The sequence below is a fragment of the Streptomyces sp. NRRL WC-3618 genome, from assembly GCF_001280005.1.
Taxonomy (GTDB): Bacteria; Actinomycetota; Actinomycetes; order Streptomycetales; family Streptomycetaceae; genus Streptomyces.
The window spans coordinates 41,605-53,674 of record NZ_LGDW01000467.1 but is presented as its reverse complement, the minus strand read 5'-3'; the positions used below and the strand labels follow the sequence as shown (position 1 = coordinate 53,674).

The window sequence follows — 12,070 nt, the reverse complement described above, 5'->3', positions numbered from 1 at the left end:
CCGGGCATGACCTGTCACTGAGTGCCTGTTGTCCACAGTCCGTGGCGCTACCTGTGCACAGTGTGCGTGAACAGCTGTGCCCCCTGTCACCGACCGGAGTTTTCCCAGGTCAGGCAGGGGGCGAACAGGCTTGCGATTAGTGGTGTGTCAGTCGTACCGGCGTCAACGCTCGGTGAGTTATCCACAGATCGTCGTCTTTTCCCCAGGTGGGGTGTGGAAAATCGGGTCCGTCTGTGGATAACTCAGCGAAAAGCCCTGGGTAGAGCCCTGAGAGGGGCTACTTCCACTGCGTGGAGACGCCGAATCCGGCGGCGATGAAGCCGAAGCCCACCACGATGTTCCAGTTGTCCAGTGAGTCGATCGGCAGCTTGCCGTCGGTCACGTAGAAGAGGACGATCCAGGCCAGACCGATGAGGAACATGGCCAGCATGACCGGTGCGACCCAGCTGCGGCTGTTCAGTTTGATGGCCGTCGCCTGCTTGGCGGGCGGCGGCGTGTAGTCGGCCTTCTTGCGGATACGTGACTTCGGCACGAGGGTCTCTCCTGTCGATGCGCTGCGTGGCCGCGCAGGGAACTGGGTGGGGCTCCGGGAAGAGTACAAGGGGACACGTAGCACTCCCCCGGGCGTCCGTTAGCGTAGTGCTTCCGCGGCGCCGAAGGAGATAAGGGTACGTTGAGCAATTCTGCCGACTCTCCCGGGACGGACTCCAGTCCTCCCAGTAACCGCCGTTTCCGCCCGGTCCGGCTGCTCACCCTGGGGGTCTTCGCCCTCGCCGGGCTGATCTTCTTCACGAGCTTCGACACCGCCAAGGGCACGAACATCCGCACGGACTCCTCCTTGCTGAAACTCTCGGACCTGATCCAGGAGCGCAGCCACAAGAACGGCCGGCTCGACGAGTCCAACGCGACCGTGCGCGACGAGGTCGAGGCGCTCGCCGAGCGCGACGACGGCAGCACCGAGGCCGAGGACGCGAGGCTGGCGGCGCTGGAGAAGGCCGCGGGCACCCAGAAGGTCAAGGGCCAGGCGCTCACGGTCACCCTCAACGACGCCCCGCCGAACGCCACCGCGAAACTCCCCGGCTACCCCGAGCCGCAGCCCGACTACCTGGTCATCCACCAGCAGGACCTGCAAGCCGTGGTGAACGCGCTGTGGCAGGGCGGGGCCAAGGGCATCAAGGTCATGGACCAGCGCCTGATCTCCACCAGTGCGGTCCGCTGCGTGGGCAACACCCTGATCCTCCAGGGACGCGTCTACTCGCCCCCGTACAAGATCACGGCGATCGGTGACCCGGAGAAGCTGAAGAGCTCGCTCGCGGCGTCCAAGGCGATCCAGAACTACATGGTGTACGTCAACGTCTACGGGCTCGGCTGGCAGGTCGACGAGGACGGGACGGTGACTCTGCCCGGCTACTCGGGCACAGTGGACCTGCACTACGCGAAGCCTGTGAAGTAGCTGGAACAGCCGGACAGCTGGCAGCACCGCTGGGGGGCCTGTGTCGGGGCGCGTGATCATCAGGACGGTCAGTGAACTGTGCGTCACGACGGGCACGTTGATCGTGCTCTTCGTCGTGTACGTGCTGTTCTGGACGGGCGTGACGGCCGACAGCGTCATGGACGACCAGATCCACCAGTTACAGGAGCAGTGGTCGAACGACACGGTGACGCAGGCGCCACCGCGGACGCCGGCCACCCCCGCGAGCACCATGCGCCCGACCGGCCCGATGCCCCCAGGGCCCTACACCTCGGGCAGACCCTTCGCGATCATGTACATCCCGCGGCTTGGTTTCACGTGGAACAAGCCCGTGCTCGAAGGCACGAAAACGAACACCTTGAAGAAGGGCCTCGGCCACTACGCCACCACCGCGCGGCTCGGCCAGGAGGGCAACTTCTCCGTCGCCGGCCACCGGCGTACGTACGGCGATCCGTTCAAGGACTTCCCGAGGCTGCGACGGGGGGACGCGGTGGTGCTGACGGACGGGACGACGTGGTTCACGTACAGGATCGACAAAGGCCCCTACAAAACCGTGCCCGCGGACGTTGAGGTGATCGATCCTGTGCCACGTAAGAGCGGGTACACGCGTTCGGGTCGTTACCTCACGCTGACCACGTGCGATCCGGAGTGGGGACACAGTCATCGGCTGATCGTCTGGGCGCACCTGGATTCCACACAGCCTGTGGAGGCCGGGAAACCTGCGGCGCTGCGCCGTTAATCTGGTGACGTACGGCGTGAGTCCGGTGCCGCGAGTCGGGTGCCGTGGGCGACGGAAGGGACGGCATGTACGGCTGGATCTGGCGGCATCTGCCAGGGAACGCGTGGGTGAAGGCACTGCTTTCCCTCGTGCTGGCGCTGGCGGTTGTCTACGTGCTCTTCCAGTACGTCTTCCCGTGGGCCGAGCCTCTCCTCCCCTTCAACGATGTGACGGTGAACGACCAGTGAGCGCACGGATTCTCGTCGTCGACAACTACGACAGCTTCGTTTTCAACCTGGTCCAGTACCTGTACCAGCTGGGCGCCGAGTGCGAGGTGCTGCGCAACGACGAGGTGTCGACCGCGCACGCGCAGGACGGCTTCGACGGTGTGCTGCTGTCGCCGGGTCCGGGTACGCCTGAGGAAGCCGGGGTCTGCATCGAGATGGTCCGCCACTGCGCGGCCACCGGGGTGCCGGTGTTCGGTGTCTGCCTGGGCATGCAGTCGATGCAGGTGGCGTACGGCGGTGTGGTGGACCGTGCGCCCGAGCTGCTGCACGGCAAGACGTCCCTCGTGGAACACGAGGGCAGGGGCGTGTTCGCCGGTCTGCCGAGCCCTTTCACGGCGACCCGCTACCACTCCCTGGCGGCGGAACCGGAGACGGTCCCGGCCGAGCTCGAGGTGACCGCCCGTACGCACGACGGCATCATCATGGGCCTCAGACACCGTGAGCTCCCGGTCGAGGGTGTGCAGTTCCACCCCGAGTCGGTGCTGACGGAGCACGGTCACCTGATGCTGGCCAACTGGCTGGCGGAGTGCGGTGACCAGGGCGCTGTGGCGAGGTCTGAGGGGCTCGCCCCGGTGGTGGGCAGGGCCACGGCGTGACCGCCCTGCGCCCCGAGCGCGAGTCCGGCTCCGGCTACGGAGACACCGGCGACCAGGGAACCTCGTACGGGCAGCAGCAGCCGTACGAGGCGCCTGGCGCGTTCGAGGCGGCGGTGGACGGGCTGGTGGACCCGCTGAGCGACCCGTTGCCGGCGCAGCGTAACGATCCGCCTGCGCCGCCGCCCCGCGCGCGGGGTCGGCGCAGGCGCAGTGGTCATGGGCGGCCCTACGACGCCTCGGCCGAGCGAGGGGCGGCGGAGCACCGGGATCCGGGACCGGAGTCGGGGTACGACGCGCGGGGGTACGCGCAGGACTGGCAGGTGGGGGTGTACGAGGAGCAGGCGCCGTACGCGCCGCCCGCGGCCCTTCTCGCGCCTCCCACCGTGGTTCTCCCGCCCGTCGACCAGGAGACCGTGGCGCTCCGGCTGAACGACCTGCCTCCCGATCTGCGTCCCGAGGCGCCGCGAATAGCCGACGACGGCCACGACGGCCCGCGTTCTGCCGCCTCGGCAGCCACAGGGGCCACAGGCGCCTCTGAGGGCGCTTCTGAGGGCGGAGGGCGTGCGGCGCGCAGGAAGGCCGCCAAGTCCCGCCACGGGCGCCCTGGGGGCCCGCAGGAGGCATCGGAGACGACCGCCGAGTCCGCGGCGGGCGGGGCGCCCCTCTCGCGCATGGCGGCCCGGCAGGCCGCCCGGGCGCAGAAGCCGGGCATGGGCGTGATGGCGAGCCGTGCGATCGGTGAGGTGTTCATCACCACCGGCGTGCTGATGCTGCTGTTCGTGACCTACCAGCTGTGGTGGACGAACGTACGGGCGCACGCGCAGGCCGGGAGCGAGACGACCAGCCTCCAGGACGACTGGGCGAGCGGGAAGCGCGCGCCGGGAGTGTTCGAGCCGGGGCAGGGCTTCGCCATTCTGGACATTCCCAAGCTGGACGTGGTGGTGCCGATCGCGGAGGGCACCAGCAAGAAGGACGTGCTGGACCGGGGCATGGTCGGCCACTACGCGGAGGGCGGCCTCACCACGGCGATGCCGTCCGCGGCGACCGGCAACTTCGGGCTCGCGGGCCACCGCAACACGCACGGCGAGCCGTTCCGGTACATCAACCGGCTGAACAAGGGCGACGCGATCGTCGTGGAGACGCAGGACAAGTACTACGTCTACAAGATGGAGTCGATCCTGCCGGTCACGTCGCCGAGCAACACGAGCGTCCTGAACCCGATTCCGAAAGGCTCGGGCTTCACCGGGCCCGGCCGCTACATCACCCTCACGACGTGTACGCCGGAATTCACCAGTAAGTACCGGATGATCGTGTGGGGCAAGATGGTCGAGGAACGGCCGCGCAGCAAGGGCAAGCCGGATGCCTTGCTGCAGTAGCGGCGACGGTGGCGGGCTTGTGCAGTAGCAGTTAGGGCAGATGAAGAGTGGCAGCGACGACGGACCACGACGAGCAGACCGCCGGCCCCGAGGTTTCCCCGTCGCAGGCCCGCCCGCGGCGCATGGGCCGCAAACTGGCCACCGCGGTGAGCCTCTTCGGTGAACTACTCATCACGGCGGGCCTGGTGCTCGGCCTGTTCGTCGCGTACTCCCTCTGGTGGACGAACGTCGTCGCGGACCGTGAGGCGAACAAACAGGGCGACCAGGTCCGCGACCACTGGGCCGACGGTGATGAGGTCGACACGGGCCCCGGCGCGCTGGACACCAAGGACGGCATCGGCTTCCTGCACGTCCCGGCGATGAGGAACGGCGAGGTCCTGGTCAAGAAGGGCACGTCGTCGAAGGTCCTGAACGACGGGGTCGCCGGCTACTACGTGGACCCGGTCAAGTCGGCGCTTCCGCAGGCGAAGCAGGGCAACTTCGCACTGGCGGCACACCGGGACGGCCACGGAGCCAAGTTCCACAACATCGACAAGCTGAAGAAGGGCGACCCGATCGTCTTCGAGACGAAGAACGAGTGGTACGTCTACAAGGTCTACGCCACCCTCCCGGAGACCTCGAAGTACAACGTCCAGGTGCTGTCGGCGGTACCGAAGGAGTCGGGGAAGCGGAAGGCGGGACGGTACATCACGCTGACCACCTGCACCCCGGTGTTCACCTCGGAGTACCGGTACATCGTGTGGGGGGAGCTGGTGCGGGTGGAGAAGGTGGACAGCGACCGGACACCACCGAAGGAACTGGGATGAAGAAACCGGCTCCTTGGTAAGAAGGCTGCGGGAAAAAGCGGGCCCCGGCACTCATCTCGAGTGCCGGGGCCCGTCTCACGTGACAAACGGTCAGCCGAAGACACCGCCGCCGTTGTTGTTGTCGCCGTTTCCACCGTTGTTGCCGCCGCCGAAGTTGACCGTCTGGAGCGTGATCTGGGTGTTGCCCGGATCCTCGACCTCGTTGCCGTTGCCGCCCTGCGGATCCTGGGCGATGACGAACGCGGCGTCGCTCTGGTCGCTGCCGTTGGCGAACTGGATGTTGTTGAAGCCGGCCGCCTGGAGGATCTGCTTGGCCTCGCCGACGGTCTTCTGGGTGACGTTCGGGACCGGGGTCTTCTTGACCTCGGCCTTCTTGCCGATCTGGATGGTCACCGTGGAGCCCGGGTCGGCCTCGGTGTTGGCCTGCGGTGAGGTCGCGATGACCTTGCCGACCTGGTTGTCGTCCGTGGTCTCGATCTCCGTGCAGTTGCCGACGAGGCCGTTGGCCTGCATCTGCTGCTTGGCGGCGTCACAGTCCTGACCGATGACCGCCGGGACCGTCGACTTCTTTTCTTCCTTGGCGACGGTGAGGGTGATCGTCGTGCCCTTTTCCACCTCGGTGCCGACGTCCAGGGACTGTTCCAGGACCTTCCCCGGGGTCTCGGGAGACTCCTTGGTCTCCGTCTTGACGTCGAACAGGTACTTGTCGTCCGCGAGTTTCTTCGTGGCCTCGTCGATGTCGTCGCCGAGCACGCTCGGCACGACCACCTTCGGCGCCCCGGTGGACACCACCAGCGCGATGATGTCGTTCTTCTTGACCTTGACCCCGGCCTTCGGGGCCTGCTCGCAGATGTTGCCCTTGGGCTCGTTCTCGCAGGGCTTCTCGGTGAACGTCAGTTTCAGGTCGACGTTCACCGCCGCCCTCTCGGCGTCCTTCTTGGTCTGGCTGACGAAGTTCGGGTTCGTGATGGCGGCGTCGTTCACACCCTTCCCGTCGAACACGTACTTGCCGATCAGGATCGCGCCCACCAGCACCAGTACGCCCGCCACGGCCAGCAGGATCGTCGAGGTGTTCGACTTCTTCTGCTGGCGGCGTCGGGGGTGGTCGTCGTAGCCGTAGCCGCCGTCGTCCGGGCTCATCGGGGGGAGCATGGTGGTGGCGCCGGCGTCGGAGCGCAGGGCGGTGGTCGCCTGGTCGTCGGGGTAGCCGTAGGCGCCGTAGCCGACCGAGCCCATGGCCGCGGCGGCCGCGACGGGCTGGCCATCGAGGCAGGCCTCGATGTCGATGCGCATCTCGTCGGCGGACTGGTAACGGTAGTCCGGGTCCTTGACCAGGGCCTTCAGGACGATGGCGTCCATCTCGGGCGTGATCTCGGGGTCGAACACCGACGGGGGCTGCGGTTCTTCCCGTACGTGCTGGTACGCCACCGCGACCGGGGAGTCCCCGATGAACGGCGGGCGGACCGTCAGGAGTTCGTAGAGCAGGCAGCCGGAGGAGTACAGGTCGGACCGCGCGTCGACCTGCTCTCCCTTCGCCTGTTCCGGCGAGAGGTACTGGGCCGTTCCTATGACCGCGGACGTCTGCGTCATCGTCATGCCGGAGTCGCCCATCGCGCGGGCGATGCCGAAGTCCATGACCTTGACCTGGCCGTTGCGCGTGAGCATCACGTTGGCGGGCTTGATGTCGCGGTGGACGATGCCGCTTCTGTGGGAGTACTCCAACGCCTGGAGGATCCCGATGGTCATCTCCAGCGTCCGCTCGGGCAGTAGCTTGCGGCCCGAGTGGAGGAGCTCACGGAGGGTGGAGCCGTCCACGTACTCCATGACGATGTACGGGATGGACGTCCCGTCGATGTAGTCCTCGCCGGTGTCGTACACGGCGACGATCGCGGGATGGTTGAGCGAGGCGGCCGACTGGGCCTCCCGGCGGAACCGGGCCTGGAAGGAAGGGTCGCGCGCGAGGTCGGCGCGCAACGTCTTCACTGCCACGGTGCGGCCCAGGCGGGTGTCATGTGCGAGGTAGACCTCGGCCATGCCACCACGGCCGAGCACGTGACCCAGCTCGTACCGGCCGCCGAGGCGACGCGGCTCTTCCATAGCTTCCTACCAGCCCTCTCCGTCGGTCCCGACCGCACCTGTGTGTGGTCCGGCTGTGCCGTCCGGGCATACGGTACCCGGGTTCATTTGTGTGACCTGGCCAAGCCCGTCAGCCGATACCGGACCGGTATCGCAACGTGCACCGATGTGAAGGGGGCGTGACGGGGCTCTCACTGCTTGCTCTGGATGACCGCCTCCATCACGCTCTTGGCGATGGGCGCGGCCAGACCGCCGCCCGAGATGTTGTCGCGGACGGCGCCGTCGTCCTCGACGACGACCGCCACGGCGACGGGTGAGCTGCCGTCGGCGAGTTTGGCGTAGGAGATGAACCAGGCGTACGGCTTCTCGCTGTTGTCGACGCCGTGCTGGGCGGTGCCGGTCTTACCGCCGACGGTCACGCCGCTGATCTGCGCCTTCTTGCCGGTGCCGTCCTTGACGACCGTCTCCATCATCGACTGGAGGGTCTGGGCGTTCTTGGAGGACAGGGGCTGGCTCATCTCCTCGGGCTCCGTCTGCTGGAGCACGTCGATGTTGGGGGCCTGGAGCTTGTCGACCATGTACGGCTTCATCAGCTTGCCGTCATTGGCGACCGCGGAGGCGACCATGGCCATCTGCAGCGGGGTCGTCGCCGTCTCGAACTGGCCGATGGAGCTGAGGGCGGTCTGCGGCTTGTCCATCTTCTCGGGGAAGTTGGAGGCGGCGGAGCGGACCGGGATGAACTGCTCGGAGTTGAAGCCGAACTTCTTGGCCTCCTCGAGCATCTTGTCCCTACCGAGGTCGGCGCCGATCTTGCCGAACACGGTGTTGCAGGAGAACTGCAGCGCGACGCGCATGGTCGCGTTCTTGCAGGGGATGGTCCCCTCGTTCTTCAGCGGGGTCGAGGTGGTGGGCAGGTTGTAGGGGAGCGGCGAGTCCGTCTTCTCGTCGGCGTCCGTGTAGAGGCCGTTCTCGAGGGCGGCGGCCGCCGTCACGACCTTGAAGGTGGAGCCGGGCGGGTAGATGTCGCGCAGGGCCCGGTTGAGCATGGGGTCGTTGGGGTCGGCCTTCTTCTGGAGCTTCTGCCAGGCCTTCGCGTCGTCGTTCGAGTTCCCGGCGAACGTCGAGGGGTCGTACGAGGGGAACGACGCCAGGGCCAGGATCGCGCCGGTCGACGGGTCGATCGCGGCCACGGCGCCCTTGCCGCGCTCCTTGAGGCCGTCGTACGCGGCCTTCTGGGCGGCGGCGTTGAGGGTGGTGACGACGTTGCCGCCCTGCTTCTTCTTGCCCGTGATCATGTCGAGGGTGTTGCGGAAGAAGAGCCGGTCGTCGTTGCCGGTGAGGATGCCGTCGTCGATGGACTCGAGCTGCGTCGCGCCGAACGCCTGCGAGGCGTAGCCCGTGACGGGGGCCCACATGGGGCCGTCCTTGTAGGTGCGCTTGTACTCGAAGTCGCTGCTCTTGGACGTGGTGGAGCCGGTGATCGCCTCTCCGTCGACGATGATGTTGCCGCGGGGGGTGGCGTACCGCTCGATGGCGACACGACGGTTGTACTTGTCGTCCTTGAGCTCGTCCGCCCGGACGTACTGGATCCAGTTGTCGCGGACAAGCAGGGCGAGCACGAGGAGGCCGCAGAAGAGCGCGATCCGGCGCAGGGGCTTGTTCACGGTCGGACCACCTGGGTCATCTCGGCGTCGGGGCTGGGGGCCGGGGCGGGCGCGGGACGGCGCGCGGTGTCGCTGATTCTGAGCAGGATGCCGATGAGGGCCCAGTTGGCCATGACGGAGGAACCGCCGTACGCCAGGAACGGCATCGTCATACCGGTCAGCGGGATCAGGCCCATGACGCCGCCGGCGACAACGAAGACCTGGATCGCGAAAGCGCCTGAGAGGCCGATGGCGAGGAGCTTGCCGAAGGGGTCGCGAGCGGCGAGGGCGGTGCGAATGCCGCGTTCCACGATCAGGCCGTAGATGAGCAGGATCGCCATGACGCCGGCCAGGCCGAGTTCCTCGCCGAAGGTGGCGAGGATGAAGTCGGAGTTGGCGGCGAAGCCGATGAGGTCGGAGTTGCCCTGGCCGAGCCCGGTGCCGAGGGTGCCGCCGGAGCCGAAGGCCCACAGGGCCTGCATGGACTGCATGGTGTGACCCCCGACGCCCTTCAGGCTGAGGAGGTATTCGTTCTTCGGGTCGAGCCAGGCTTGGACGCGCTGCTGGACGTGCGATTCGAAGCTGGCGACGCCGACCGCGCCGACCGCCGACATCAGCAGACCGAAGACGATCCAGCTGGTCCGCTCGGTGGCCACGTACAGCATGATGATGAACATTCCGAAGAACAGCAGCGAGGTACCGAGGTCGGTCTCGAAGACCAGGATCAGGATCGAGATGATCCAGACCACGATGATCGGACCGAGGTCGCGGCCCCGGGGCAGGTACAGGCCCATGAAGCGGCGGCTGGCGAGGGCGAGCGCGTCGCGTTTCACCATCAGGTAGCCGGCGAAGAAGACAGCGAGGGCGATCTTCGCGAACTCACCGGGCTGGACGCTTCCCAGGCCGGGGATCTTGATCCAGATCTTGGCGCCGAAGTTGTCGAAGCCGAGGCCCGGGACCAGCGGCAGGACCAGCAGGACCACGGCTCCGGCCATGGAGATGTACGTGTAGCGCTGGAGGATGCGGTGATCCTTGAGGAGCATCAGCACCGCCACGAACAGGGCGACGCCCAGTGCCGAGTTCAGCAGCTGGCGGGGGGCCGCTTCGACGTAGTTGGGAAGCCGCTGGAGCTTCGGGGACTGGTCCAGCCGCCAGATGACCACCAGTCCGACACCGTTGAGCAGCGTGGCCAGGGGCAGCAACAGTGGGTCGGCGTACGGGGCGAACTTGCGTACGACGAGGTGGCCGATGCCGGCGATCAGGCCGAGGCCGACGCCGTAAGCGAGTAGCCCGGCCGGGATCTTGTCGTTGATGGCCAGGCCCACGTTGATGTAGGCGAACACCGGGATGACGACGGCGAACACCAGGAGTGCCAGTTCGGTGTTGCGTCGGCTCGGGGTGCCGATCGCGCCGATCGTGGACGTGTGGTGCTGCGAAGCGTTGGTTGTACTGCTCATCGTATGAAGTGGCCCCTCACGGCTTGCCTACTGCTTACCGCACAGCGAGACCAGCTTCTGCTCTTCCTCGGAGAGGCTGGGGCCGGGTGTGGGAGTGGGTGCGGTTGTGGACGGGGACGGCGACGCCGATCCGGGCGGCGTCGTCGGGCTCGGCGTTGCCTTGGACGTGGCGGCGGTACGGGTGGTTCCCGTGGTGCCGCCGGCCTCGCCCTCGCCGGTCTTGGCGTTGTTCGCGTTGTCGGCCGCGCGCCGTGCTTCCTGCTTCTTGCAGGCGGAGGCCTGGGTGGCCAGCTCGGAGATCTTCGACTGGGCGTCCTTGAGGCCGCCCTCCGTGATGGTGCCCTCGACCTGCTTCTGCTGATAGGCGGGCAGGTACTTGAGTTCGATCTCGGGGTGGTCCGTCTCGACCTTCGAGAGCGAGATCCAGGCCAGGTCCTGGTTGATGCCCCGATACAGCGCGACGTGCTTGTCGCTGGCGCCGACGTAGTACTGGGTCTGCGTCCAGCGGTAGCCGCCGTACAGGCCGCCGCCGATGACGGCGAGGGCGAGGGTGATGTAGAGGGTTCTCTTGAACCACCTGCGGCCGGCGCCGGGTTTGACGAAGTCCTCGTCGCTGTAGCCGCCGAAGCCGCCGCCGGTCTGGACGTATCCGGTGGTGTCGCCGGAGCCGGGCGGGCCGAACTCGCCGCCACCGCCGTCGTGCGCGGGCCGCTGCCGGCCGAGCCCGGAGGCGCGTCCGGCGGGCGTCTGCATGGCGCCGCCGTCGTGCAGGTGGTGCTGGTTGTGCTGGTTCTCAGCGACCGCGCCGACCACCACGGGCACGTCGGACAGCTGCCCGGCGAGGGTGTCCCCGGTGTCGAGGTCCAGGACGTCGGCGATGATCACGGTGATGTTGTCGGGGCCGCCACCGCGCAGCGCCAGCTCGATGAGCTGCTGCACGGTCTCCTGGGGGCCCTGGTAGCTGGCGAGCGTGTCCTCCATGGTCTGGTGGGACACGACCCCGCTCAGCCCGTCGGAGCAGATCAGGTACCGGTCGCCGGCCCGGACCTCACGGATCGAGAGGTCGGGTTCGACGTGGTCGCCGCTGCCCAGCGCGCGCATGAGGAGTGAGCGCTGCGGGTGGGTGGTGGCCTCTTCCTCGGTGATGCGCCCCTCGTCGACGAGGCGCTGCACCCAGGTGTGGTCCTGCGTGATCTGGGTGAGGACGCCGTCGCGGAGGAGGTATGCACGCGAGTCGCCCACGTGTACGAGGCCGAGGCGCTGGCCCGTCCACAGGAGGGCGGTGAGCGTGGTGCCCATGCCCTCCAGCTGGGGGTCTTCCTCGACCATCATCCGGAGCTGGTCGTTGGCCCGCTGCACGGCGGTGCCGAGCGAGGTGAGGATGTCGGAGCCGGGAACGTCGTCGTCGAGGGCGACGATCGTGGAGATCACCTCGGAGGAGGCGACCTCACCGGCCGCCTGGCCGCCCATGCCGTCGGCGATCGCGAGGAGGCGGGGGCCGGCGTAGCCGGAGTCCTCGTTGCCCTCGCGGATCATGCCTTTGTGCGATCCGGCGGCGAAGCGCAGTGACAGACTCATGCGCACCTCGCCCGTCGGCTCCGGGTACATCCGCACGGTGCCCACCCTCCGGTCGGGAGCGC

The 12,070-nt window shown here is 67.5% G+C and carries 10 protein-coding genes; 5 read left to right on the top strand and 5 right to left on the bottom strand.

Annotation, left to right across the window (positions count from 1 at the left end; all coding sequences use genetic code 11):
* Positions 1-277: 277 nt before the first annotated feature.
* Positions 278-532, bottom strand: a complete 255-nt coding sequence (gene crgA / locus ADL01_RS34435) for a cell division protein CrgA (protein WP_053745981.1) — start codon at positions 530-532, stop codon at positions 278-280.
* 141 nt (positions 533-673) lie between these two features.
* Between crgA and ADL01_RS34430 the strand changes: the two genes are divergently transcribed.
* From ADL01_RS34430 to ADL01_RS34410, 5 genes are all read left to right on the top strand, one after another.
* Positions 674-1,453 carry a DUF881 domain-containing protein gene (locus ADL01_RS34430; protein ID WP_053745980.1) on the top strand — a complete coding sequence of 260 codons (780 nt, stop codon included), beginning with the start codon at positions 674-676 and terminating at the stop codon, positions 1,451-1,453.
* Between the two features lie 40 nt (positions 1,454-1,493).
* On the top strand, positions 1,494-2,210 hold the full coding sequence (locus ADL01_RS34425; protein WP_053745979.1) for a class E sortase: 717 nt from the start codon (positions 1,494-1,496) through the stop codon (positions 2,208-2,210).
* Between the two features lie 223 nt (positions 2,211-2,433).
* Complete coding sequence (locus ADL01_RS34420) at positions 2,434-3,072, top strand: aminodeoxychorismate/anthranilate synthase component II (RefSeq protein WP_053745978.1); 639 nt, start codon at positions 2,434-2,436, stop codon at positions 3,070-3,072.
* On the top strand, positions 3,069-4,448 hold the full coding sequence (locus ADL01_RS34415) for a class E sortase (RefSeq protein WP_053745977.1): 1,380 nt from the start codon (positions 3,069-3,071) through the stop codon (positions 4,446-4,448). The genes ADL01_RS34420 and ADL01_RS34415 overlap by 4 nt, the downstream gene beginning before the upstream one ends.
* Positions 4,449-4,495: 47 nt before the next feature.
* A complete protein-coding gene (locus ADL01_RS34410) occupies positions 4,496-5,254 on the top strand; it encodes a class E sortase (RefSeq protein ID WP_053745976.1) in 759 nt (252 codons plus the stop codon).
* Positions 5,255-5,344: 90 nt separating this feature from the next.
* On the opposite strand, the gene pknB is transcribed toward ADL01_RS34410, so the two are convergent.
* From pknB to ADL01_RS34390, 4 genes are all read right to left on the bottom strand, one after another.
* Positions 5,345-7,351, bottom strand: a complete 2,007-nt coding sequence (gene pknB / locus ADL01_RS34405; protein WP_053745975.1) for a Stk1 family PASTA domain-containing Ser/Thr kinase — start codon at positions 7,349-7,351, stop codon at positions 5,345-5,347.
* A 170-nt stretch (positions 7,352-7,521) separates the two neighbouring features.
* Positions 7,522-8,994 (bottom strand): peptidoglycan D,D-transpeptidase FtsI family protein, encoded by a 1,473-nt coding sequence (locus tag ADL01_RS34400; protein WP_053745974.1) that lies wholly within the window; start codon positions 8,992-8,994, stop codon positions 7,522-7,524.
* Positions 8,991-10,430 carry an FtsW/RodA/SpoVE family cell cycle protein gene (locus tag ADL01_RS34395; protein ID WP_053745973.1) on the bottom strand — a complete coding sequence of 480 codons (1,440 nt, stop codon included), beginning with the start codon at positions 10,428-10,430 and terminating at the stop codon, positions 8,991-8,993. The genes ADL01_RS34400 and ADL01_RS34395 overlap by 4 nt, the downstream gene beginning before the upstream one ends.
* A 27-nt stretch (positions 10,431-10,457) precedes the next feature.
* Positions 10,458-12,038: a Stp1/IreP family PP2C-type Ser/Thr phosphatase gene (locus tag ADL01_RS34390; protein WP_199835003.1), complete on the bottom strand. Its 1,581-nt coding sequence runs from the start codon at positions 12,036-12,038 to the stop codon at positions 10,458-10,460.
* Positions 12,039-12,070 lie beyond the last annotated feature (32 nt).